At 50.5% G+C, this 25441-nt stretch carries 21 protein-coding genes and 1 riboswitch; of the genes, 12 read left to right on the forward strand and 9 right to left on the reverse strand.

The window, feature by feature from the left end:
• Window positions 1-73 precede the first annotated feature (73 nt).
• From spoIID to Q6A92_RS11685, 5 genes are all read left to right on the forward strand, one after another.
• A complete protein-coding gene (gene spoIID / locus Q6A92_RS11665; protein ID WP_332238252.1) occupies window positions 74-1078 on the forward strand; it encodes a stage II sporulation protein D in 1005 nt (334 codons plus the stop codon).
• Between the two features lie 197 nt (window positions 1079-1275).
• Entirely contained in the window at window positions 1276-2028 is a 753-nt protein-coding gene (locus tag Q6A92_RS11670; RefSeq protein ID WP_274398823.1) for a M23 family metallopeptidase, read from the forward strand.
• A gap of 1113 nt (window positions 2029-3141) precedes the next feature.
• The gene (locus Q6A92_RS11675; protein WP_274398821.1) at window positions 3142-4752 is read left to right on the forward strand and encodes a gamma-glutamyltransferase family protein; all 1611 of its coding nucleotides are present in this window, start codon (window positions 3142-3144) and stop codon (window positions 4750-4752) included.
• A 397-nt stretch (window positions 4753-5149) separates the two neighbouring features.
• Complete coding sequence (locus Q6A92_RS11680) at window positions 5150-5770, forward strand: chromate transporter (RefSeq protein WP_332238253.1); 621 nt, start codon at window positions 5150-5152, stop codon at window positions 5768-5770.
• Window positions 5767-6300 (forward strand): chromate transporter, encoded by a 534-nt coding sequence (locus Q6A92_RS11685; RefSeq protein ID WP_332238254.1) that lies wholly within the window; start codon window positions 5767-5769, stop codon window positions 6298-6300. The genes Q6A92_RS11680 and Q6A92_RS11685 overlap by 4 nt, the downstream gene beginning before the upstream one ends.
• Before the next feature lie 335 nt (window positions 6301-6635).
• Here Q6A92_RS11685 and cysC read toward each other — a convergent pair whose 3' ends face one another.
• From cysC to Q6A92_RS11720, 7 genes are all read right to left on the reverse strand, one after another.
• A complete protein-coding gene (cysC, locus tag Q6A92_RS11690) occupies window positions 6636-7247 on the reverse strand; it encodes an adenylyl-sulfate kinase (protein ID WP_274398816.1) in 612 nt (203 codons plus the stop codon).
• A 4-nt stretch (window positions 7248-7251) separates the two neighbouring features.
• The gene (sat, locus tag Q6A92_RS11695) at window positions 7252-8418 is read right to left on the reverse strand and encodes a sulfate adenylyltransferase (protein ID WP_332238255.1); all 1167 of its coding nucleotides are present in this window, start codon (window positions 8416-8418) and stop codon (window positions 7252-7254) included.
• 128 nt (window positions 8419-8546) lie between these two features.
• Window positions 8547-9281 carry a phosphoadenylyl-sulfate reductase gene (locus Q6A92_RS11700; protein ID WP_332238256.1) on the reverse strand — a complete coding sequence of 245 codons (735 nt, stop codon included), beginning with the start codon at window positions 9279-9281 and terminating at the stop codon, window positions 8547-8549.
• 62 nt (window positions 9282-9343) lie between these two features.
• Window positions 9344-10432 (reverse strand): sulfate/molybdate ABC transporter ATP-binding protein, encoded by a 1089-nt coding sequence (locus Q6A92_RS11705; protein WP_332238257.1) that lies wholly within the window; start codon window positions 10430-10432, stop codon window positions 9344-9346.
• Window positions 10433-10449: 17 nt separating this feature from the next.
• On the reverse strand, window positions 10450-11325 hold the full coding sequence (gene cysW / locus Q6A92_RS11710; protein ID WP_443029724.1) for a sulfate ABC transporter permease subunit CysW: 876 nt from the start codon (window positions 11323-11325) through the stop codon (window positions 10450-10452).
• 18 nt (window positions 11326-11343) lie between these two features.
• A complete protein-coding gene (gene cysT / locus Q6A92_RS11715) occupies window positions 11344-12186 on the reverse strand; it encodes a sulfate ABC transporter permease subunit CysT (RefSeq protein WP_332238266.1) in 843 nt (280 codons plus the stop codon).
• Window positions 12187-12226: 40 nt separating this feature from the next.
• Complete coding sequence (locus tag Q6A92_RS11720; protein ID WP_332238258.1) at window positions 12227-13288, reverse strand: sulfate ABC transporter substrate-binding protein; 1062 nt, start codon at window positions 13286-13288, stop codon at window positions 12227-12229.
• Window positions 13289-13703: 415 nt separating this feature from the next.
• Window positions 13704-13799, reverse strand: a riboswitch (SAM riboswitch).
• 1200 nt (window positions 13800-14999) lie between these two features.
• Between Q6A92_RS11720 and spoIIID the strand changes: the two genes are divergently transcribed.
• The 6 genes from spoIIID to fabZ all read left to right on the forward strand — a co-directional run bounded on the left by spoIIID (window position 15000) and on the right by fabZ (window position 19222).
• Window positions 15000-15272, forward strand: a complete 273-nt coding sequence (gene spoIIID / locus Q6A92_RS11725; protein ID WP_274398809.1) for a sporulation transcriptional regulator SpoIIID — start codon at window positions 15000-15002, stop codon at window positions 15270-15272.
• A 178-nt stretch (window positions 15273-15450) separates the two neighbouring features.
• Window positions 15451-16452, forward strand: coding sequence for a rod shape-determining protein (locus Q6A92_RS11730; protein ID WP_274398808.1), 1002 nt, complete (start codon window positions 15451-15453; stop codon window positions 16450-16452).
• Between the two features lie 167 nt (window positions 16453-16619).
• Entirely contained in the window at window positions 16620-17435 is an 816-nt protein-coding gene (locus Q6A92_RS11735; RefSeq protein WP_274398806.1) for a flagellar hook-basal body protein, read from the forward strand.
• A 74-nt stretch (window positions 17436-17509) separates the two neighbouring features.
• Window positions 17510-18367 (forward strand): flagellar hook-basal body protein, encoded by an 858-nt coding sequence (locus Q6A92_RS11740; protein WP_274398805.1) that lies wholly within the window; start codon window positions 17510-17512, stop codon window positions 18365-18367.
• Window positions 18368-18383: 16 nt separating this feature from the next.
• The gene (locus Q6A92_RS11745) at window positions 18384-18722 is read left to right on the forward strand and encodes a DNA-directed RNA polymerase subunit beta (RefSeq protein ID WP_332238259.1); all 339 of its coding nucleotides are present in this window, start codon (window positions 18384-18386) and stop codon (window positions 18720-18722) included.
• Between the two features lie 68 nt (window positions 18723-18790).
• Window positions 18791-19222, forward strand: a complete 432-nt coding sequence (fabZ, locus tag Q6A92_RS11750) for a 3-hydroxyacyl-ACP dehydratase FabZ (protein WP_274398802.1) — start codon at window positions 18791-18793, stop codon at window positions 19220-19222.
• A gap of 1039 nt (window positions 19223-20261) precedes the next feature.
• Here fabZ and Q6A92_RS11755 read toward each other — a convergent pair.
• On the reverse strand, window positions 20262-21785 hold the full coding sequence (locus Q6A92_RS11755) for an alpha/beta fold hydrolase (RefSeq protein ID WP_332238260.1): 1524 nt from the start codon (window positions 21783-21785) through the stop codon (window positions 20262-20264).
• A 211-nt stretch (window positions 21786-21996) separates the two neighbouring features.
• Complete coding sequence (locus Q6A92_RS11760) at window positions 21997-23520, reverse strand: alpha/beta hydrolase (RefSeq protein ID WP_274398800.1); 1524 nt, start codon at window positions 23518-23520, stop codon at window positions 21997-21999.
• 302 nt (window positions 23521-23822) lie between these two features.
• Here Q6A92_RS11760 and Q6A92_RS11765 point away from each other — a divergent pair, with 302 nt between their 5' ends.
• Entirely contained in the window at window positions 23823-24086 is a 264-nt protein-coding gene (locus tag Q6A92_RS11765) for a hypothetical protein (RefSeq protein ID WP_274398799.1), read from the forward strand.
• Window positions 24087-25441 lie beyond the last annotated feature (1355 nt).

Below are 25441 nucleotides of genomic sequence, written 5' to 3' on the forward strand. Positions count from 1 at the left end.
GTTTGCCCTCTTAAGTTCTATGAGGGGCCGGACAGGCATAGAAATAGGGTAAAAATGTGTTGGAGGTCAGAATATGAAGAAAGCCGCCGCACTGCTGTTCCTTTTTTCTCTAGCTGCCATGGCTGTTCCAGCCGCCATCGTTCTGCTCTTTTCGCAAAACAGCGGCCGGCAGCAGCCGGCACTGCAGGCGGGGAAGGCTCTGCCGCAGGCAGCCGTCGAAAAGGACCGGCCCCCGGCTGTCACTGTCGCCGTTTACCGGTCGGCACAGGGAAAGACCGATCATGTTGCGCTTGATGACTACCTGGCCGGAGTGGTCGCTTCGGAAATGCCGGCGACTTTTCATCTCGAAGCACTGAAGGCGCAGGCCCTTGCGGCACGCACCTATATTATAGGACGGATAATCGATAACCCGACTGCCGCGGTGACGGATACCGTACAGAATCAGGTGTATAAGAGCCGTCAAGATCTGGAAAAGATATGGGGAAAGGATTACGGGCGGAGAATGGCAAAAGTCGAAGCGGCCGTGTCACAGACGGAAAATGAGGTCATCACCTACCGGGGAAAACTGATTACCCCTGTTTTTTTCTCGACAAGTAACGGACAGACGGAAAACGCTGCCGACTATTGGACGGCGGACGTTCCCTATCTGAGGTCCGTGCCGAGTCCATGGGATAAACTTTCTCCGAAATATAAAACCGAAAAAACGCTCGCCGCTGCCGAAGTAGAACATGCTCTTCATGTTAAACCGGGCGGCGGAAGCGGCGAACTCGGCAAAGTAATCCGGCGAACGGCGACTCATCACATTGCTGTTTACCGGATCGCCGGCCGTGACTTTACGGGAAGAGAGATACGTGAAAAATTGAATCTTGCTTCTACCGACTTTCAGCTGATCCGGAACGGCGGCCGGATTATTGCGACCATGAGCGGCAGCGGGCACGACGTCGGCATGAGCCAGTACGGAGCCGATGGAATGGCGGGAGAAGGAAAGAATGCCGCTCAGATTGCCGCATACTACTATCGGGGGACCTCGATCAGCCGGATGACCGTGACCGCCGATCATGCTGTTGCCATAAATTAAATCACAGCAAAGAGGCATGATTGTTTAAAGAAATTCGGGAAAACGGTTCGAATAGGGGACCAAATCTCAGAAAATAGGAAACAAATTTTGCTTTTTTAAAGAAATAGCCGATTTTTCTGAAAAAAATCGGCATTTTTTCATTGCCGATGTATAGATCGCCCGCAATCTGATCACAATGATTGCTGAGGTGATGCAAGATGACAGAAGACAAGAATCAAAAGAATTCACAGGAGAAAGAGCTGACCGGTCTTCGCAAACTAGCAAAACGGCGCTGGTTCTATCCTGCCTTATATCTTGGCGCGGCTTCTCTGGTTATAACAGGCATGCTCCTGTTTCAGGTACTGGGCACGGAGCAGGCAAAGAATCAGAAGGAAGAAAACCAGGTTGTATTTAATCAGGACAAGCCGGCTGCGCCGGCGGCCGCCACTGCCGAAGTATTTGAATGGCCGGCCGTCCAGGCGGACACAAAAGTCATTCAGCCTTACTATGATGTCAACGGATCGCAGCAGGAACAGCAAGCCGCTCTCGTAAACTATGATCAAACTTACGTCCAAAATACGGGCATCAACATTGGAGCGAAAGATGGAAAAGCGTTTACGGTAACGGCGGCGATGAGCGGAAAAGTGACGGAAGCGAAAAAAGACAGCCTTCTCGGCTATGTGGTAACGATCAAACACAGCAATGGAGTTGAAACCCTTTACCAGAGCCTGGCGTCGATCAACGTATCGCTTGGACAGCAGGTTGCTCAGGGCGAAACAATCGGTACGGCCGGTACGGAAGCATTCAACAAAAGCATCGGGACCCATCTGCATTTTGAAATCCGCAAAAACGATGCACCGGTCAGTCCGGAAGCCTATATGGCTAAAGGAACGACTGATGTGAAAGCCCCGTCGTCCGCTGCGCAATCAACAAACGCGGATCAGGCAGGCACCGGAACAAACGGCCAATAACAAATGACTGGACGCAAAGCAGCGTTTTTTGAGAAAATCCGGCTGCGGGAAATGCCGTAGACAATCAAATCCGGAGGCTGTTCCATAGGCCTTTTGATTAAGCAGCCCGCGGACTGGGACTGGAATTAGGAATTTAGATGGGGTTGTTCCATCATCGATTTTTCGATGATGGAACAACCCCATTTTTTATTTTACGGATATCCCCTCAGCTCATCATTCTGCTGCGGCGTCGATTGATGATCGACCCCTTCTGAAACCATAATCTCTTGGAAACAGAGCATTTCGGCGATTAATAAACTTCTGCGCCGACCGAAAAACTGTGCCTAACACCGGAACCCGGCCGATAGAACCCGGAATTCGGCCGGAAGGGGTGCGAATTCGGCCGGAAGAACCTTGAATTTGGCCGGAAGGGACCGGGAATTGGCCGATAGAACCCGAAATCCGGCCGGAAGGATACCCAAACCGGCCGATTATTCACTCTTATTGATTTCAATCCGATTACTGTCGGTTTTTCACGCTGAACTGTAGATATTTTTCACTTTTACTGATGATACATTCTCGTTTCCCGGCGATTTTCATCCCGACTTGCAGGAGTACGCAGCGGTCCGAAAAAAAGATCAGGCGTTTCCGCCCATGTAACGCAGGATATCTCCCTTCAGAGGAATGCACCGCTGTTTGCATGAACATTCGGAGGAATAGACTGCCGCCCGTGCAAATCGATCGCTTTTCAGAGGAACCGATGGCATTTTCACGCCGCGGCCCGGCTGGATACATGAGTTGAGGGGATACCTATTTTTTTTACACTCCCTTCGCTGCCTGATGGTCCGACTTTTGAAGGCCGGACAATGCGGTGTCCTTTTTGCATCGGGAAATCCGGACCGTTGTGCCGGATCGCTGCCGCAATGCAAAACGAGCTTAGGGTGTATCTGTTATAAACAGCGATAAAGAACCGATCGGCCGCCTGATGAGGAACAAAGGCAGTGTCCATGATGAAGTTCCGGAATACAGCAGCAACTGTTGACCGAGGTTATCATTGTTTCAAAGATTTTTCGCTATTATAATTTAAAATAAGGTTAATTCGAAAAAACAAAAGGGAGACAGGGGGCAGTTCAATTGCACTTCGATTATCAGGATTTTCCTTATCAGGTTCGCAGGACACCGGTCTTTGCACGGAAAGGCATGGTGGCGACGGCACAGCCGCTTGCGGCGCAGGCCGGGCTGGATATATTAAGACGAGGCGGGAATGCGATCGATGCCGCCGTTGCGACGGCAGCCAGTTTGACGGTTCTTGAACCGACATCGAACGGGATCGGAAGCGACGCGTTTGCACTGATCTGGACAGAGGGGAAATTACACGGCCTGAATGCGAGCGGGGTCGCTCCGCAGTCAATATCGATCGATGCAGTCAGAAAAAGAGGCTATGATGCCATGCCCGTGCATGGTTTTGAACCGGTTATGGTTCCGGGTGCACCGGCAGCATGGGCGGAATGTTCCCGCCGTTTCGGCAGGCTTCCGTTTGCAGACCTTTTGGAACCTGCAATCAACTATGCAAAAAATGGCTTTCCGCTGTCTCCCATTGTGGCAAAGAACTGGGAGACAGCCTATCGGCGCTTTCATGAAAAGCCGGCCGACCCGCTGTTCAAGCCGTGGTTTGACACGTTTGCGCCGGACAGCCGCGCGCCCCGGGCCGGAGAGATGTGGTCCTCTCCGGCAATGGCCGCAACGCTGCAAAAAATTGCCGAAACACGGGCAGAAGCCTTTTACAAGGGTGATCTTGCAGAACGAATTGACCGTTTTTCGACAGAACACGGGGGCTTTATCAGAAAGAGCGATCTTGAGGATTATCGGCCGCAATGGGTGGATCCGATCTCGGTCAATTATCGCGGCTACGATGTTTGGGAGATGCCGCCGAACGGTCAGGGCCTTATTGCACTGATCGCACTGAACATTCTTAAAAACTTTGACCTGAACTTCAGGGAATCTGCAAATACAAGCCATAAACTGATTGAGGCTTTGAAACTTGCTTTCTCAGATGGTAAAAAATACATTACGGATCCCCGATGCATGACAGATGAAGTTTCTTATCTTCTGTCGGAGGAATATGCGCGAAAACGCTCCGAGCTGATAAGGACTGAGGCGCTTGAGCCGGCAGCCGGGACGCTTCCGCAGGGCGGGACAGTCTATATTGCGGCGGCCGACGGGGAAGGCAACATGGTTTCATTCATTCAGAGCAATTACAAAGGCTTCGGATCAGGCGTCGTCATCCCGGAAACCGGTATATCGCTTCAAAATCGCGGTCATACTTTTTCGCTGAATGAAACGGATGCCAATGCACTTGCTCCGGGGAAAAAGACGTACCACACCATCATTCCGGGTTTCCTTACCCGGGCCGGGAAACCAGTCGGCCCGTTTGGCGTCATGGGAGGGTACATGCAGCCTCAGGGCCATCTGCAGGTGATTACAAACACGATCGACTTTCATCTTCATCCCCAGGCTGCGCTTGATGCGCCGCGGTGGCAGTGGATAAGCGGGAAAAAGGTCATCGTTGAACCGGATTTTCCCAATTCGATCGCCCGTGCGCTGGCAAGACGCGGGCATCACATTGAAGTCGCTCTCGATCCGGGTTCCTTCGGCCGCGGACAGATTATCTGGCGGAACAACGATACCGGTGTCCTGACAGGGGGCACGGAATCGCGGGCCGACGGGATGATCGCCGCATGGTGATCCCGGAACTGAACAAATACCGAGCATCCGTTCTCAATAGCCTGCTCGTCGCATGGAAATAATTTAAGCGTCCCCCGCCGTTATAGGCGAAGTTGAAGATCTTGTATTCATGTAACGTACGAACGACTGACGAGGTGCGGAGTGTTCTGCAGAAACCGCTCCTTAACTTTGGATAATACAAACAGTCCGGAAGAGACAGACGGCGCTGAAAAGGTTCTTTTTCGATGCTGTCCGATCACAATCTGAAGTTCAGTCTGAGCGGGGACCGCACACTGCCGGCTGTTAAAAAGTTAAAAAAATGTTTGCCTGAAAAGGTATGAACTTAATAAATGGTGTTTTAAAATAAGTATTCAGACAAAAAAGCAGCAGAAGACATATGAACAGAAAGGTCGATTGGATGGCGCAGATAGAAAAGGACGGCCGGGGAAAGCGGGCGGCGGCAAAAGGAGGCCCTCGGGCTCACTATTCAGATATTTTCATTGCCTTTTTCCGTTCAAGCATTTTGAGCTTCGGCGGCGGTCCTTCGGGGATTCCGCTGATTGAGGCCGAGGTTGTCAAAAAGTACAAGTGGATGGCTCTCGAGGAATTCGGCGATATTGTGGCTATAGCCAATGCACTGCCGGGTCCGATCAATACGAAACTGGCCGGTTATATCGGCTGGAAGCTGAAGGGGATCGGCGGTCTGCTGACGGCACTGGTTGCCTGCGTCTTTCCGATGGTGGTCGCGTTAATCGTCCTGCTCGGCTTTCTCGATGTTTTTCAGCAGCAGAGATGGGTCAGAGGGATGACGCAGGCTGTACTTCCGGTTGTCGGTGTGCTGATGGCACAGTTGACCTGGCGATTCGTTTCAAGCGCTAAAAAGGGGATGGGCTGGACGGTCAGTCTGATTCTGATCGCAGTCAGTTTCATTTTGATGGAAATCCTCCATGTTCAGCCGCCGATACTGATCGCACTGACTTTACTCTATGTGCTCATTATGCCTGTGAAACGGAAAGAATCGGCAGGTGGGCGAAAATGATTCTTTACTGGCGGATTTTCCTTGCGTTTTTCATTCCCGGCATTCTCGGCTACGGCGGAGGACCGGCATCGATCCCGCTGATCGAAAACGAGGTCGTCGGCCGCTACCACTGGATGTCGGTCACCACCTTCAGCAACGTGCTCGCATTTGCCAACTCGCTTCCCGGCCCGATTGCGCCGGAACTGGCCGGCTATATAGGCTTTGCAAAAGGGGGAGCCGCCGGTTCGCTGATTGCCATCTTCGCGACGGTCGCCCCGTCGCTGATTCTGCTGATTCTGCTGCTCAAACTGTTGTACAGATTCAAGGACTCCCCCAAGGTAAGGCGGCTGACGATGTTGATCCGCCCGATCATTGTCGTCATGCTCGGCATGATGGCATATAACTTTTTTGCCGCATCCGAACAGGCGTCCGGCTGGCTGCCGATGATCGTGATCGGCACACTCAGCTTCATTCTGATGCAGCGGTTCAGGCTCCACCCGGCTTTTATCATTGCCGGCGCACTGCTGTTCGGCGCGCTTTTTATGGGATAAAAATTTCTATGCCGGGAATGGCCGCAACCGATAGTTTGTAGGACGGCCTTTTTTCAAATGATTGACATGGGCTGCGGCGGCGCGGTTTTCAGGGCCGTCCGGGCCTTTTCAGAGCCTGATCAGGCAGGAAGAGGCTGACCTGAAAGCCGCCAAAAAATAATTAAGCGGAGAGAAAAGCCCGGCCTTTTCTCTCCGCTTTTTTCCTTTATTTGTTTTTGGGTCTGAAAAGCGTCTGAAAAAGGGCCGGATGAAAATGAGTCCTTTTCATTCCGGTTCTGTTCCGGAAGCCGCAGCCGCCGTGTTCCTTCGGATCTGATCGACGTTGGCTGTCCCGTTTAGGCCTGATCCGTCACTCTGCCGATAATGCCTCTTTTTTCAAGAAAACGGACAATCTGATCCGCACTTTCAGGAAGCGTTTGTTTATCGGTGTCGACGACAAGTTCCGGTGATTCCGGCGCTTCATAGGGGGAATCAATACCTGTGAAATCGCTGATGATACCGGAGCGGGCTTTTTGATACAGACCTTTCGGATCGCGTGATTCGCAGACTTTCAGCGGGCACGCGACATAAATTTCTATAAATTCGTCGCTTTCGAACCGTTTTCTGGCTGCAAGACGATCCTTTCTAAATGGAGAAATGAATGCAGTCAGGACGACGGCATTGCTGTCGACGAACAGTTTGGCAACTTCGCTGATCCGGCGGATATTTTCCTTTCGGTCGGCGTCCGAAAAACCAAGGTCGCTGTTCAAACCGCTGCGGATGTTGTCTCCGTCAAGCAAATAGGTGCGGATACCGCGGGAGAAGAGTGCGGCTTCCACGCGATTGGCCAATGTCGATTTGCCGGACCCGGACAGTCCCGTCAGCCAAACGACCGCTCCTTTATGACCGCTTGCTTTCTCACGGTCGGCTTTTTTTACGGTTGCCGGGTGCTGGACGATAGGGTTCATGAGTTCAGACCTCCTGATGATCGGCATTTGCCGTCTGTTTTCGATTCAGTCCCTCGATCAGGACATCGACGACTTCGGGCCTGCTGAATGTTTCGGGGGGACGGACGCCTGCCCGCAGCATGGCCCTGACCTTTGTCCCGGAGAGAGCGACATGAAACGACGAATCATGGGGGCAGGTCTTATTGGAAGCCATTCCGCCGCATTTCGTACAGTAATAGCTGTTTTCGAAAAACAGGGTTTGTATATCAAGTTCCTTGCGCGTGAAGTGCGCGAAAATTTTTTGCGCGTCATAGGGCCCGTAGTAATCTTTGACACCGGCATGATCGCGTCCGACAATAAAATGCGTACAGCCGAAATTTTTGCGGCAGATCGCGTGAAAGACGGCTTCCCTCGGTCCTGCATAGCGCATCGCGGCGGGGAAGACGGCTAACGCCGTTCTCTCTTTGACATAATAGTTGTCGATCAGGACGTGGTAGCTGCGCATCCGGATGCCGGCCGGGATGTCGTCTGCCTTTGTTTCGCCGACAAGCGGGTTGATAAAAAGCCCGTCGACTGTCTCAAGCGCTGTTTTCTGGATATGTTCATGAGCCCGGTGGATCGGATTGCGCGTCTGAAAGCCGACGATCGTCCGCCAGCCCTTTTCTGTGAACAGCCGTCTTGTTTCGGCCGGATCAAGATAATCGCGCGCAAATTCTGCCGGGCGCGGCGACCGCCTGATCAGTTCGACCGGACCCGCCAGATTGATCGGGCCGCGGCTGAAAAGGCGCCGGACGCCCGGATGTTCCGGATCAGTGGTCAGGTAGACGCGGGCTGCTTCCTTTTCTTTATCAGGACGAAATTTTTCCGTCACGTCGAGAATGCCGTAAATCTCTCCGTTATAACTCAGTTTGACTTTGTCCCCGGCCGATACGGCACCTGCCGTCTGTTCCGATACGGGAAGCGTGATCGGAATCGTCCAGGCCAGTCCGTTTTTCAAGTGCATCGTTTCCACAACGGAATGATAATTTTCTTCATCGAGAAAGCCGGTAAGCGGGCTGTAGGTCCCGTTTGCGATCAATTCAAGATCGCTGAGTGCGACACGGTCAATCGCTACCGTCTTTTTTATTTCGGAGGTATCTTTACCGAAAGACTGGCGATTAACGAGCCGGCCGCCATGAGCAGCGTTTGTCATTTTTGTTCCCACTCCTTTTTCTATGCGGCAGCCGCATGGTGTTTCATGAAACATGAAAACACGAACAGGCAGGCGCCTTCACTGCAGTTCTTTTGTATGAAGAAATGAAAACATGGCGCGAAAGTTTGTTATCTTTTATTCTGACTGTTTATATGAAGACCGCATTCCGTTTTGTCGAAAGCGCTCCATCGTCCGGCCCGCAGATCGCCGCCTTCCGTGACGGGCGATGTGCAATAGGCACAGCCGATGCTTGGATAGTTCCGGTCATGGAGAGGATTGTAAGGCAGATTATGGAGCCGGACATAGTCCCATACTTCCTGCCAGGTCCAGTGAATCAGCGGACAGATTTTGATCGATTGAAACTTTTCATCCTTGTTGACAGATTGCACGTTTCTTCGGGTAGGCGACTGCTCGTGCCGGAGTCCGGAAATCCAGGCATCATAGTTTTTAAGACTCCTGGACAGCGGTTCGACTTTTCTGATCCGGCAGCAGAGATCGGGCTGCCGGGACCATAACGATGCACCGTACTTGGCCGCCTGTTCGGCCGGCGTCAGAAGCGGCTTTTGCCGGATCACATGAAGGCGGGGGTAGCGCCCTTCTACACGATCGACCAGTTCATAGGTTTCTTTGAAATGGAAATCCGTATCTAAAAAGAGGACCGTTGCATCTTCTTTGATCTGATTGATTAGATCAATCAGCACGATGCTCTCAACGCCAAAGCTGCACGAGTAAACAACTCGATCGCCGTACGTATCGTATGTCCAGCGCAGGACACGATCCGCCCCTTTTAGCGGATGATCCGCCGCAAATTCAGGAAGCTGATGTTCAGGCCAGGTTTCATAGGTCAGGCTGTTTCTATTCAAGGTATCCCTTCTTTCCTTAATCAAAAAATACTAAGCGGATGCGGAACATTCATGGAACCGGCTTAAGTTCGCTGTTCCCCGGCGGATGCACCGATGGTGAATACTTTGGCCTGCCTGGGCTCCAGAAAAACATGCTGCTGCTCGCTTAACGAGATCTTTTCAAATTCCTGCTTTGTCACTACCGCCTCCAGACGCTGGCCGGCATCCGGCCTTTCCAGATCGAGCCTGATGACGGGCCCTACAGGATGAATATGGGTGACCGTAGCTGAAAATGCCCGTTCGCCTGCCCTTTGATCCGATGCGGTGATCGTCATCTGATCGGGCCTGATAAAAGCGACGCCGCTCGTCTCTCCCTGGCTACCACCTTCAAAAGGTATCCGGATATCTCCATTGACGAAGTAGCCCTGACGGATCCTGCCCCGCACTTGATTGACGTTCCCGATAAAGTCATAAACGAAAGGATTGGCAGGATTTTCATAGACTTCGGCCGGCGTCCCCGTCTGTTCAATTTTTCCTTTGTTAATGATGACCACGCGGTCGGCCACTTCAAAAGCTTCCTCCTGGTCGTGTGTGACGAGCAGGCTGGTCATATTATATTGCCGGTGCAGCCGCCGCAGCCAGCGGCGCAGTTCTTTGCGAACTTTCGCATCCAGTGCGCCGAAGGGTTCGTCGAGCAGTAAAATCTGGGGCTCAATAGCCAGTGCGCGGGCCAGTGCGACACGCTGACGCTGCCCTCCGGATAACTGCGAGGGGTACCTGTCTCCGTATGATTCAAGCCTGACAAGATGAAGGAGCCCGGCCACTTTTTCCCGTATTTCTTTTTTTGACGGCCGATCTTTTCGCGGCTTCACTTTCAATCCGTAAGCGACGTTTTCATGGACCGTCATGTTGTTGAACAGGGCATAGTGCTGGAAAACGAATCCGGCTTTCCGTTTTTTAATGGATGCACCTGTCAAATTTTTTCCCTGGAACAGGATGGTTCCTTCATCCGCAAACTCAAGACCTGCTACAATTCTCAGCAGGGAGGTTTTTCCCGATCCAGAGGGGCCCAATAAGGCTACCAATTCCCCGCTGTGAATCGTCAGGCTGATATTTTTTAAGATTTGGTAACGACCGTATGCCTTTGAAATGTTTCTCAATTCGATCCCCACGTGGGCACATCCCCCGTCTATTCATTTTTAACTTTCTTGCGATCGAAGTAGCTTTTTAAAATAAGAGAGGCAATGGCAATGAGCGACATCAGTGACGACAATGAAAATGCCGCTGTCATCTGATAACTGTTGTAAAACGTTTCAACCTGAAGCGGCATCGTATTGGTCTGCCCGACGATATGTCCGGATACGACGGATACCGCCCCAAAATCGCCGATTGCCCGGGCGCTGCAGAGAATGATGCCGTAAAGCAGCCCCCACTTTATGTTGGGCAATGTGATCTTGAGAAAGGTATGAAACGTTCCGGCTCCGAGAATCAGCGAGGCCTCTTCTTCTGAATTTCCCTGATTCTCCATTAAAGGGATAAGCTCTCTGGCAACAAACGGGTAAGTGACAAATAAAGTCGCAATCACAATTCCGGTTGTATTGAAAACAAGCGCGATGTTCTGACTCTCCAGCCATTTTCCCAGAAAACTATGATCTCCGAACAATAGAACGAAAATCAGGCCCCCGATCACCGGCGAAATGGAGAAGGGGAGGTCGGCCAAAGAAACTAAAAGGCCTTTTCCCCTGAAACGATACTTTGTCGATGTCCAGGCAAGCAATACGCCGAAAAAGGTATTGATCGGCACAACGGCAATCAGAACGGTAAGCGTCAGCAAAATAGATGAGGTGGCGTCGGGATCGGAATTGGAAGCCCAGTATACTGCTATCCCCTGTTTGAAAGCTTCCGCAAAAATGAAAATCAGCGGAAGAATCAAAAAGACAAAGACAAAAAGAATGACGATCGATGTAAGCAGGCTTCTTACCCAGAAGGGCTCTGTCAGTATTTCCCGATTTTTAGAGATCTGTCCGGATAATTCCGATTCAGAAGACAATGACAGCTCCGGCAAGGCTGTTCCTCCTTTCTGTCAGTAATGTGTATAGCGGCGTTTTGAATGCCACTGGGTGACGTTGATCGTCAGCAGGATGATAAAGGACAGGACAAGCATGACTAACGCCACCGATGTTGCGCCGTTGTAATCGAATTCTTCCAGTTTTGTCATGATCACAAGGGGAGCAATTTCCGTTTTAAAAGGCATGTTGCCCGAGATGAAAACAACCGATCCGTATTCTCCGAGCGCGCGCGAAAAAGCAAGGGCAAAACCGGAAAACGCGGCCGAACGAATGTGGGGAAAAACTACATGAAGTAAAGTCTGCCAGCGACTGGCCCCCAGAGTCGCAGAAGCTTCTTCGTCCGCTTTATCTAAATTTTGAAGCACGGGTTCGACAATCCGGACAACAAACGGCATGCCGATTAAAATCAGGGCAACGATAATTCCGAGCGGTGTATAAGAAACTTTAAACGGAAGCAGTCTGCCGATCCAGCCGTTCGTTGAATAAAGCGTGGCAAGCGTAATGCCGGCTACCGATGTCGGCAGGGCGAAAGGCAGATCGAGAAGACCGTCGATCAGTTTCCTTCCCGGGAAAGAATAACGAACCAGAACCCAGGCAGTCGGAACGCCGAGCACCAGATTAATGAAGGCGGCGATCAATGACGTTGTAAAACTGAGCTCAAAGGAGGCGACGACGACAGGCTGCCTGATTTCATTCAAAAAACCGTTCCACCCTAATTGCGATGTGTAAATAAAAATCATCGACAGGGGGATCAGAACCAGCATGGAGAGATAGGCTAAGGAAAGCCCCATCGACAGGCCGAAACCCGGAATAATCTGCCTTCTGTTTGATTTTGTTTTTGTACGCAAACGAATCATGGGCATGGCTTCTTCATCCTTCGTTGAATTTCAAATATGTTTAGCTTTTTCCGCTGTAGATCTGATCAAAGATGCCTCCGTCATCAAAAAACTTCTTTTGCGCCTTTTTCCATCCCCCGAATAGCGGATCGTCGATTTTCACAAGCGGAATGTTCGGATAAAGCTTTCGATAGTCGGCCAGTACGCTCTGATTGCGCGGACGGTAATAATTTTTGGCAATAACCTCCTGTGCCGGTTTTGTATAGAGATATTTTAAATAGGCCGTTGCAGCCGCTGTCGTTCCGTTTTTCTGGGCATTTTTATCGACAACGGAAACGGTCGGTTCGGTCAGAATGCTGACGGAAGGATAGACAATCTGGTACTTATCTTTTCCGCCGGGTTCATTAAGGCTCAGCAGAGCTTCATTTTCCCAGGCAATGAGCACATCGCCGACACCGCGCGTCGTAAATGTCGTCGTTGCGCCGCGTGCACCGGAATCAAGTACTTTGACATTGCTGAAAATGGATTTTAGAAATTGTTTATCCTTTGTCTGATCGCCGTTGTATTTTTTGTCGGCGTAGGCCCAGGCCGCCAGAAAGTTCCATCGCGCGCCGCCTGACGTTTTCGGATTAGGCGTGATGATGCCGATGCCTTTCTTTGTGAGGTCGTTCCAGTCTGTGATATGCTTTGGATTGCCTTTGCGCACAAGAAAAACAATGGTTGAAGTATAAGGCGCCGAATGGTCCGGAAGCCTGCTTTGCCAATTGGGCGAGATTTTATTTGTTGCCGCGGCAATGGAGTTGACATCGCCGGACAATGCCAAAGTCACGACATCGGCGTTCAGTCCGTCAATAACGGCTCTGGCCTGGGCGCCGGATCCGCCGTGGGACTGCTGGATGGTTACGGTCTGGCCGGTTTTCTTTTTCCAGTAGGAAGAAAATAGCTGATTGTACTGTTTATATAATTCTCGTGTCGGATCGTAAGACACATTCAGCAATTTAATGTTCTTTTTGGAAGATGATGACGACGTTGCGGAAGCGGAGGCGGAACCGCATGCCGATAAAACGAGCGATACTGCAATGAAAAGTGTGATCAGATGCCCCCTGTGTTTTCTAAGCCCCATGATGCCGACACTCCTTTTATTCTTATATGAAAACTTGGTTATCTGGCCGAAAAAACGAATCATTTACACCTGTGCAGCAGGAGAAAAGCAAATTCAATTTGAAGAACGGCTTTAGGTAAAGCTTTGAACCGATTACTGTATCCTGAATTTTCCGAATCGATGGCGGGATATCCATTTAACCTGGCTGTCAACCAGCCCCGCAGTGCTGTAAGGACGCCGCTGTTCGTCCTGACTGACAGAGATCCATCCTGTCCGAAAATTTATCACCTCCCCGGCTGAACAACGATGTCAGAGCTCTTTTTTCGATGGCTGCGAGTAAAAATGGATGAAGGTTTTCCTCTAAAAAGGCCATGTAAAAGCCGCTTGCCTATTCCGGAAAAATCGACTGAAGATAAAAAACTTTTGCAACAAATTGTCCTTATCTTCCAGATATCTGACGGAATGGCACCGTGCATTTTCATGCTGGTTGCCGGGCTTCGGCGGGCCGTCTCTCCGCTGCTTTTAATAAGATTATTCAGTTAATAATGGGTACATTGTAGCGCCGGTGAAAAAAGGAGTCAAAAAAGAAATTCGACATTTTTCGCATAACGAAACAGCGCCGATCATATCGGACTCCGGCCGTTGAACGGCTCTGACCGTGCAGCATCGGTACGACGGACGGCTTTTCCGGGAGGGATAAGACTTTCCGGAGGTAAAAGAAAAGGACTCTGTCAAATCCGAATTTATTGTCGATTTATGTCGATTAATCTTTACTGACCGTGCTAAAGTTCCGCCGACCGATCAGTCATTCGGAAAAATCCCCCGCTGTCAATATAAATAAAGTGTCGATTTGAATCGGCGAAAAAGTAGAGGAGAATTCCGCGGAAAATGCCAAAGAGAGGTTGCGATCCGGCCTTGCGGGTGTCGCTAAACAGCCGCCGCTTACTATCTTCTAATTCGTATCCCCGCGACGTATCCAATCGCCCGTCCGGTATGATATAAATCACGGCGATCCGGAGAACCGGGGGAGTGCGGAGTTCGAGTCCGGGGGTCGTCAGCCGAATCGGAGCGCCGCGCGAGCCAGGGATTATTCGCTGAATTCGATTGTCTGCCGTTCAGATCGGGGGAGCTGGCGGATGAATCGGAGTGCCGCGGGAGCCAGGGATTGTTCGCTGAATTCGATTGTCTGCCGTTCAAATCGGAGGAGCTGGCGGATGAATCGGGAGCGCCGCGGGAGCCCGGGGGTTATCAGCCGGATGGCGTATGTGCCGTTCAAGTCCGGAGGCCTGTCGGCGAGATACGGCCGCATCCGAGTAAACGACGAAACTGCTTCCGCTGCATGTCATTTTTGACAAAAATGTCTTCACGAATGAATATCCCGTGAACCGGGACGGAGAGGTACTGCACCCCGGTCCTGTTTTGAAAAAATCCGGGACCTCCTCCGGCAATGGCCAATGCTCCTCCGGTCCGACGCCGTCATGAATAATCATGAAACTTTTCTGCTCCGCCATGGCCGGAAAAGTTCTTCTTTTATCTGTCTCATTCCCGTAATCCCTTGTCCCCATTGACTTTTTGGCATATAACCGGAACTCGTTTAATAAGATGTTACAAACTCACAAACGGGGTTTCGAGGTGAGCGCGGCGGGCTTGGAACGAGCAGAAAGCGTTTGGTTTCCGTTTCCCTCCAAAAAATGTCTCATTTCGCATCTTCAGAAAATAGGAGGCGAGTGGTGTGCACGATTACATCAAAGAGCGTACGATCAAGATTGGAAAGCATATCGTGGAGACAAAAAAGACGGTACGGGTGATTGCAAAGGAATTTGGGGTTTCGAAAAGCACCGTTCATAAGGATTTGACAGAACGTCTGCCGAACATCAACCCGGAACTTGCAAACGCAGTGAAGAACGTGCTCGATTATCACAAGTCGATCCGCCATCTTCGGGGAGGGGAAGCGACAAGATTGAAATACCAGAAGGACTCGGAACAGCAGGCTGTGAGGCCATAGAAAATGCCGGCCGGATACCCGGTGAAACCTGGGGATTTTTACTGAAAGTCAAACTGTAAAATAATTTGTGTGTTTTTTTAGACTCACTCCCTGTTTGAATCTTTTTATGATAAAATGAAATAATGAATGATAATTGTCCTAGATAACGACTAGGTATTCTGACAGGGAGGATAATGCAGTGTTTTCAAGAGATATCGGAATTGATCTTGGGACGGCGAATGTGTTGATATATGTAAAGGGCCAAGGTATTGTTCTGAACGAACCCTCGGTCATTGCTTTAGATACGGATACAAAGCAGATGCTTGCTGTCGGCGAAGAGGCAAGGCGAATGGTGGGCCGGACACCCGGCAATATAGTGGCCATTCGTCCTCTTCGCGATGGCGTAATTGCCGATTTTGAAATTACTGAAATGATGCTGACACATTTCATAAATAAAATCAATGTCAAAAGTTTTCTGAGAAAGCCGAGAATCCTGATCTGCACGCCGACCCATACTACGTCGGTGGAGCAGAAGGCGATCCGCCAGGCGGCGGAGCGCAGCGGCGGCAAGCAGGTTTATCTTGAAGAAGAACCGAAAGTAGCTGCAGTGGGCGCCGGTATGGATATCTTTCAGCCGAGCGGCAACATGGTAATCGATATCGGCGGAGGGACAACGGACATTGCCGTCCTGTCGATGGGCGACATCGTGACCTCTCAGGCAATCAAATTGGCGGGCGACAAATTTGATCACGAAATTTTAAACTATATAAAGAGAAAGTACAAGCTGCTGATCGGCGAACGGACAGCGGAGCAGATCAAAATCCAGGTCGGAACAGTCTTTAAAAACGCACGTGATGAAAGCATGGATATCCGTGGCCGCGACATGGTAAGCGGACTCCCGAAAACGTTGGCGATCCATTCAAATGAAATTGAAGAAGCCCTGTCGGATTCTGTCAATTCACTGGTTCGTGCGGCAAAGAATGTTCTCGAACAGACGCCTCCCGAGCTGTCTGCGGATATTATTGACCGCGGTGTGATCCTGACCGGCGGCGGCGCTCAGCTGCACGGAATCGATCAGCTTCTTGCAAGCGAATTGAAAGTGCCAGTCGTCGTTGCCGATAATCCGATGACCTGTGTCGCTGAGGGTGCCGGAAAAATGCTTGAACATCTGGATAAACTTCCAAAGCGCAAAGCTAACTGATTGCTCTGCGCTTTTCTTACATAATCCATAAAGTGAAGGCATCGAACTGAAATCCCGGCGATTGGCAGCAAAATTACGAAGCTTTTTCTGCTGCCCGAACAAGCCAGCAGCGGGTTTATGCGGCTGTGCGGGATAACGATGGAAAGTTTCTGAAAGCGGGTGGCATCATGATCAGAGGATTATATACGGCGGCGGCAGGAATGCTTGCACAGCAGCAGCGCGAAGAAATATTGTCGAATAACCTGAATAACGTGGATACTCCCGGCTATAAGAGCGATAATAGTACGTTGCGCACATTTCCGGAAATGCTTATTCAGAATCTCGGGGGGGATGCTCCGGTGCCGCAAAATGTCGGAGCCATTTCGACCGGCGTCTATGCGGATGAGACGGTGCCCGATTTTTCTCAGGGAACGGTCACGCAGACAGGAAAAGCGACCGATGTTGCTCTTGCTACATCACGCCTTCCCGTCAATCCGCGAACGGGCGCTCAGGAAGGGGCGCTGCTCTTTAATGTCCGGACGCCTGCGGGAGCCTTGAGGTATACCCGGGACGGCCACTTCACACTTAATCCGGCCGGACAGCTTGCGGACAGTGCCGGCGACCTTGTCCTGGACAGCGCCGGCCGTCCGATCCAGCTTCCGTCCGATCAGTTTCAGGTTGCTTCGGACGGCACGATCATGGTGAACGGAGCCGCTGCCGCCCGTCTTGGTGTCAGTTATGCCGCCAACACGAACAATCTTGTCAAAGAGGGCGGCAGTCTGTTCCGGCTCAACGGAGGCGGAGCTCTTCCTTCGGCTGCCGGCAACCCGGGCATCGATTATCAGGTGAAACAGGGTTTTCTTGAAGGGTCCAACGTGTCGGCAGACAGCACGATGACCGATATGATGGAAGCCTACCGTTCGTTTGAAGCAAATCAGAAAGTTTTAACCATCCTCGACAGTTCGCTCAATGAAGCGGTCAATAATGTCGGCAAGGTCAATTGACCGGCCTGCCGCCGGCCAACGATCGATTAGTAAAAAAGAAAGTTTTAATTAAACTAAGCCGGGAGGAAAGGCTCATGGATCAGCAGCTCATGGCATCGGGTGTTACGTTGGGACAGATTCAGCAACAGCTGGCGACGGTAGCGGACAATCTTGCCAACGTCGGGACAGCAGGCTATAAGAGCCGGGATGCTCAGTTCGATGACTTGCTTTTTCAACAGATCAACAGTTTTAGCAATACAAATACGGATTCGGTCGACATGGCCAGCCGTCTGACTCCGGCAGGCATCCGCATGGGTTCCGGCAGCAGGGTCGGCGATACGCAATTGGATCTGTCGCTCGGCTCGCTGCAGCAGACCGGCAATCCGCTTGACCTGGCGCTGACAAACGATCATCAGTTTTTCCAGATCGGCCTGACCGGCGCAAACGGCCAGCTGACCCCGGCTTATACACGTGACGGTTCATTCAATGCCTTGCCGGATCCGCAGAATCCGAACGTTCTCCGCCTTCTGACGAAAAACGGCCAGCCCGTCCTTGATCCGAACGGGCAGCCGATCCTTCTTCCGGCCGGTTCGAGCGACCTGCAGATTAACAGTGCCGGCCAGATTACGGCCGTCATGCCGGGCGGACAAAGAATTGCCGCCGGCCGGCTCGGGCTGGTCACGGTGAATCGCCCCCAGCTGCTGCAGAGCCAGGGTGACGGATTGTATACGCTGCCTAATCTCGCTAACCTTGGCGTCGGACTGAATCAGGTCGTTGTGCCCGTTGCGGCGAATAGCGGTTCGGTTGTCCAGGGAAAACTGGAAAATTCAAACGTAGATTTGACAAAAGAAATGGTCGATTTGATTAATCTGCAGCATAATTACCAGCTGACCGCTCGTTCGATCACGATGAGCGACCAGATGGACGGACTTGTGAACAGTCTGCTGCAATGATGAGCGAGGAAAGAACATGAGCGCAAACAATAGCAACGACCGTACGAATCGGAAGGCATCTGCTGCACCTCAGGCGCGGCGGGCCGTCCGTACCGCCGCACAGGAAGATGAAAAAGCGGCGCGGCTGTCAGAAAAAGAAACGGAAGCGGCAAAACCTCTTTACAATCCGTTTTTTAACTATCATAAACGCCGCTTCCCGATCTGGCAGAGGCTGATTGGGTTGTTGCTCTTTGCCGCCGTTGCTCTTGTGGTCGGTGCCATGTTCGGCTATGGTGCGCTTGGCCACGGCAATCCGTGGGCTGTCTTTCTTCCGGGAACGTGGCAGCACATCCTGGATTTTTTAAGAACAAAATAGCGAAAAGGAGCGAAATGTCCGCTTGCCGCTGAATGATTTTCATTCTGATGGACGGCAGCGCAAATTTTATGCTGACAATAGATGAAATCAAAAAAATTCTGCCGCACCGCTATCCCTTCCTGCTCGTCGACCGCATTCTCGAGGTCGAGGACGGCAAGAAAGCGATCGGTATCAAAAATGTATCTGTTAACGAACCGTTTTTTACCGGCCATTTTCCTGATTATCCGATCATGCCGGGTGTCCTGATTGTTGAGGCACTTGCGCAGGTCAGCGGCATCGCCGTTCTTCATCAAGGTGAGGAGCAGGGGATGCTGACACTGTATGCCGGCATCGATAAATGCCGCTTCAAGCGTCAGGTACGGCCTGGCGATCAGCTTCGGCTTGAATCGGAAATTTTGCGTTTCCGCGGAGGTTTTGCCAAAGCTAAGGGAACGGCTACGGTCGACGGTGAAATAGCCTGCGAAGCGGAAATGATGTTTGCTTTTAAGAAAGCGGAATAATAGCGACGGTTCGGTCTCACATAGGAAATAATTGCAGCACGATTGATAGGGATACTTCAGCTATCGGGCAGAACGGCAGGCTGAAGCGTTTTTTTACATAGCTTTGGACGCTGAGCTCGCAATCAGGCAATTACAGGTTGCGGGCCCATTTTGTTTCGTCAAAAAATGAGCATATTTCGGTCCGGAATGCGCCGGGCTTCTCCGATCTTTATGAAAATTTTCCGAGAAAGCCCTGATCTGGATTGAAATTTCTGCTTGTTTTCGTCGAGTTTTCCCGGGAAATGATGAAGTATGGTGCCTGTCTTCAAATAATTTCGGAACTCAGGTACAAGACCGACCTTGGATCCGGGAACGTAACCGTCGGCGGGGCTGACTAAAATTGTTTTTTAATGTCGGCTGATCGTCTTCAGGACGATCAGCCGAACGCTTTCCTGTTAAACGGGTTATCCGGTCGACGTAGCCGTTGCCGTCTGTTTCGCTGTAAATTCAGTAAATCATTTTTTGATTTTTTTCTGCAATTTTTCTGTTTGAATAAACCTCCGCAGAATTCTTCGTAAGGTTTGATCTTACCCGCATACTTGGCATTGGATCTATTATTGTATCTTGCCCTGTGTTCAGGCTGTTTAATGAATGCTTTGCTGCCGCACAGAGACTTTCGCTCGTCTGCTCAAATGCGTGAATTAGCCGGAAGGAGCCCAAATTCGGCCGGAAGAACCCTGAATCTGGCCGGAAGGGGTGTGAATCTGGCCGGAAGGGGCGCGAATTCGGCTGGTAGAACCCGGAATCTGGCTGGAAAGGGCGTGAATTTGGCCGGTAGAACCGTAAATCCGGCCGGAGTCCGGAAATGGCCAATAGCCCCGTAAATCCGGCCGGAGGAACACTTTCTTTGTCTCAAAATGCTTGAAAATGCGGAAAATGAGAAGATGGCTGCGGCTTATCGGCTTGTTGAACGGTATCAGGTTTATGTCCGGAGCATTTTAAAACGGCTTTCATCATTTTGAATGATTCATTAGAGTGAGAATGTGTTCGGGCGCAGCGGTCATTTCCTGTGCCTGAGGGCGTCGGACCATTCATCGCAAAAACCTTTATAGGGTTCTACTTTCCGTCCGGCTTTTAAAATGCGGTGTATAGTGGAAAAATCTCCAGCATCTTTTAATGAAATCAACAATTGAGCCATGATCTGGGACAATTTGCTTCGGATCGTTTCGAAAAGTTGCCGCATCCACTCGCTTCGGAAAGACTTTTGTACTTCCGGACGGTAATCGGCAAGAAAGCGCAGAAAAGACTCGCTGCGGGAGGAAAGAGATCCGTTTGCCCAGAGCAGGCTTTCGATATTGTGAAGATAGACACCGACATCACTCTGCACGTCGGCGTTCAGCGCAACCGAATCGCGGCTGACGATGATTAAGTCGTGAATCGAGGAATCGGGTTGGTTGCGGAATAATTGATTTAAGTGATTCAACTGGACGCGCAGCCGGTTCCGCGCCTGATCGAGAACCATTTCCGGTGTGAAGGCGTCCAGCAGCGTGTCCCGTTTCACGGCACCCCGATTCAGAATCAGGAACAGAAGAAGCTCGCGTGCATTACGTTGGTTCCATTTGCCGTGGATTTCCCGGCTGTTCCAGTAAACGTGCGTGTTTTCGCCGAGAATTGTCATTCGCAGAAAACGGCGTCGGACCGGCTGAGGCTGGTAAGCCTTTTCAATGATTTCATTGAACGTGCGCATCATTCTGCGGCTTTCGGGAGTCAAAAGAGGCGGAGTTCTACGGCTTTTAATAAAATGATTTAATAGGTGTGCGGCCGCTTTCGGTTGATCAAACGGAATCAGACAAGAGGCATCCGGAATCACCATGAATCGGCCGTTGAAGACATAATTGCTGAAAATCATGGCAAGCGGCGCGGGAAAACTCGGATCATATTCTCCGTGCAGAAACAGAACCGGTTTTTGCATGCGTTTCAGTTTTCCGATTAAGTCAAAATTCTGCCTGTTATTGATACTGATCAGTTCCTCAATCGGTTCTGCGACATTGCCTGTTGATACTCGGCGGATTGCTTGTAAAACCGTCCGGGATTTGGAAATGGTGACCGGATGAAGACCTTCCATTAAATATTTTTTTTCAAACAGATTGCGGTCAAGTTTCAGCAGTTGAATCGTTGTTGCTCCCTCATGATTATAACCGCCTTTTTGAACGTAAAAGGGGAAGGAGATCAGGACGAGCGATTCAATGATTTCAGGTGTTTGCAGTGCCCATTCGAAAGCGAGAACGGCTCCGAATCGACAGCCGATCAGATGGATCCGGTTCAATTTCAGCTGGCGGATCAGTGCCAGAAATTCGTCCGACAACAATTTGAACGACAACGGCGCATCGCTTTCCGTCGTTCGGCCGTGTCCGTAAAAGTCATAGGTCAGAATGTTGAAACTCCGGTCCAGTTTTGCAAGAAGCTTTTCCCACATTCCTGCATCGAGACAAAGATCGTGAATAAAAACCAGATTCGGCGCATCCTTGTCGCCCCGGATAAAATTATAATGCAGAGCGTAATCTGTAAGCTTAAGAATTGACAAGAATATGACCGCCTTCCGCTCTCATTTCACCATCAATATTATCCGGGACAGTCTGTCAAAGGATAGAGTCCGGAACTGCTTGCTCCACATTCAGAGTCTTTCCCGAGCCTTATGGCCAGTTGTAGACTATCCTCGTCCCGCCACTCTTTCGAATATTCAAATAAAAAAACGTGATCCGCCTGTTTTCAGTTATTGGGAAAATACGATCAAATCACTGGGGCATACTTTGCAATTCGGCCAGCTTATCGTCGCAGTAACCGTCATAAGGTTCGATCGGCTTGCCCGCCTGAAGGATTTCACGCATCGCCGCAATCATGCCGTGCTTCTTAAGCTCAGGAAGAAGCCTTGCCATAGCGTCCGCAAGTTTTGTCTCAATTTTATCGGTCAGCGAGAAAATCCAGTCACTGCGAAAAGAAGAAAAATTGGCCGGATCATAATCGCTCAAAAGACGGATGAATGCGACCGCCTGTTCATTCAACGCTTTTTTCTCTGCCACCAGCTTATCGAGCCGTTCCAGGTAAATGCCGAGATCGCTTTCCAATTCTGCATTGACGCCAATCGCGTCTTCATTAATGATCAGAATATCGTGCACAGAAGGATCGGGGCTGCCATTAAAAATCTTATTCAAATGGCTGATCCAGACTCGCAGGTTGTTTCTTGCCTGGACGATCGGCAGATCAGGCAGAAAAGTCTCGATCAGTTCCATGCGCCTGACAGGTCCGTTCCGCAGAATCAGGAACAGAAGCAGTTCCTTAGCGCCGCGCTGGTTCCATTTTCCCGCGACCAGCCGGCCGTTCCAAAGGACTTCGATGTCATGCATAACATTCATCGTGAGACGATGATCGTGCTTTCTCCGGCTGATGAGTCCGTTTCGCACGACGTTACGAAAACCGCCGACCATTTCCTCATGAATCGGCGACACGTGCGCCGGACGTTTTTCGCCCAAAATAAATTTTCTTAAATATGAAACAGTCAGTTCCGGCTGATCGACGGGCAGAATACGTGATGCTTCCGGGACTGTGTACCAGCGGCTGTTTGGGATGCATGCTGAATAAACCGCACTCAGCTGCGGAGGAAAAATCGGATCGCATGCTCCGTGCATAACAAGCGTCGGCACGGTCAGTCGGCCAAGTTCCTCAACGAAGTGAAACCGTTCGGAGGAATAGGCTGTCTGAAGCAGCGTAACGGATTCTTTAATTACTTCAGCCGGAATCTGGCGGAAGGCCGTTTCGAATCGCGCTGACTTCTCCGCGGTCCATACGTAAAAACTGTCCAATATCAACTTTTGCATCAGCAGATCGCGATCGATGTCGATCAGCTGTTTCATGAGAGCGAGCATCCGGCTGTAATCATGCTCCGGCAGATAAAAGACGGCGGACATCAACGTCAGTGAAGCAACCCGTTCGCGATGGCGCCCGGCCAGTTCAAACCCGATATTGCCGCCCAATCCGCTGCCGACAATATGGACTGTTTTGGCTCCGGCCGCTTCGATCACGGCCAGTGATTCGGAGACGAGAAGTTCAAGAGAGAGCGGCATGTTGCTTGTCCCGGTCCGGCGGTGGCCGCACGAATCATAAACAATGTAATTGACATCAGATCCAAGCCTGTCCACCAAAGGGCTCCACTCCGAGGCATCCATTGTCAGTCCGTGAATAAACAGCAATGTCGGCTGATTCCGATCGGAAATATGAGCCGAGTAGTGCAGATGGTAGCCGTTTATAGGTAATATCGCCATTTCGCTCATCCTCTTTATCTGAATTCCCTTTCTCAGTAGAAGCCGGCAAAGTCCGTCTTGTGGCGGCGTACCGGCGATAAACAGGCAACATTTATTTCAGCGGTTTTTGAAACGATGATGTAATGGGAGCCATGATAAGATGCAAATACCGTAATCATAAAATCTTTACAGGAAAATGTATCATAAAATGTACAGATTTGGTTAATCTCTATTATATAAAATACTGAGATGAAACAAAAGAAATTGACTAGTAAAAATGAATGGGATTCAGGGAAAGTCGATAAAAGGGGCTGTTTGTACCGATGAAAAAGTACATATTTTATCTCCGGCCGGCCGGCCGAACAAACCGGCATCAGTCCCGCGTATATTTCTGTGTGATTATTGCTAAGGATATCTTGCTTGCGGCCCGCAAATTTTCCAATATCTACGGCTCCACATATTCCGGCATGATGAAGGTAAACGAAAATAAGTATCAGCTCTTTTACACACAGGGGAAGGGGCAATACAAAGAAGAGCTGATGTATATCGTCATTGAAGAAGAAAAAAACAGATTCGAAAGTATATAACCGGCTGTTATTGAACTCAGGAAAGCCCGCCTATGACAATGATTAGGAATGAAACAGACTGTCGTTAGGACCCAGGCCTTTAATCGTTCGGAGCCGCACCCCCTATCGTCCGCATCCGGCCCTGTGCCGACAGAAATCCCGGAGTCATTTAAGAGAGATCTACAAGCCGTCCCCGCGATCCCAGCGTCTACATCAGAAGTTACAAGTCTTCGTCTTCCGCGGTTCCACCGTCCGCATCGAGAATCGCAGGCCGCTCTTTGCAGCTTCTCTGTCCGCATCAGGAACTGACTGCCCATCACGTTTTACTATCCGCGCCGGGAGCTATAGCCGTCCTCCGCGATTTCACCCATTCCCATCAGGAGCCGCAGGGCTTCTCTGTCCGCATCCAGGATCATCCCGTTCCAATCGGAAATTCCGCGGACAGAACGACTATTTTTATGTGCGGAAATAGAATGTGGCGGGGCAGTATATCTCCGGTTAAGTTAAGGCTTTCTGGGCATGTGCCATGATTTCCTGCTTTTTGTTGTAAAATTGCCAAAATTATCACCGACGTCTTGATCAATCGTAATAATGACCGGGTGTGTTTGACTTGTTGCTCATTTTATCAATGGTCTTAATATGAGCCTTTCGATTTCATCTCAATTTCGCCCTATAACGGCAGTAATACGATACATATGGTAATCCCTCTGTCTATTATTTTTGAATACGAGTATCCCTCTAACTCATTATCCTGCTGTGCCGTCAAGTGATGATCGGCCCCTCCCGAAAACGGCTCAATTTTTTGAAAGACGGGGAGCGTTTCCGCAATCCATAAACCTATGCAACAGTCCGATAAACTCCTGTCGCGGTTGATAAACCGGGTGTACCTGCTGAAGACCGATTAAGCGCCGCCACGGTCGATAAACTCTTTGTGCCGATCGATAAACCTGGTGCGACGGCCGAAAAATTCCCGCGACAACCGATAAACTGCTAAACGGCCGGCCACGGTCGATAATGGACTGAAATCCGTTCCATACAGTCAGGCCGCCGGTCAGTATCGCCCCCGAAGGAAGAATGAATCGCCCTAAAGCAATGAATGATCGCCCCGAAATGAGCTTGATTCGCCCTATTCTGGCGGAGTATCGCCTCATCAAGAGTTTATCGCCCTGAAAAAAGAATGAATCGCCCTAAAACAGTGAATGATCGCCCCGAAATGAGCCTGATTCGCCCTATTCCGGCGGAGTATCGCCTCATCAAGAGTTTATCGCCCCGAAAAAAGAATGAATCGCCCTAAAGCAATGAATGATCGCCCCGAAATGAGCCTGATTCGCCCTATTCCGGCGGAGTATCGCCTCATCAAGAGTTTATCGCCCCGA

Origin of the sequence: Sporolactobacillus sp. KGMB 08714 (assembly GCF_036598985.1) — a bacterium.
Taxonomy (GTDB): domain Bacteria; phylum Bacillota; class Bacilli; order Bacillales; family Sporolactobacillaceae; genus Sporolactobacillus.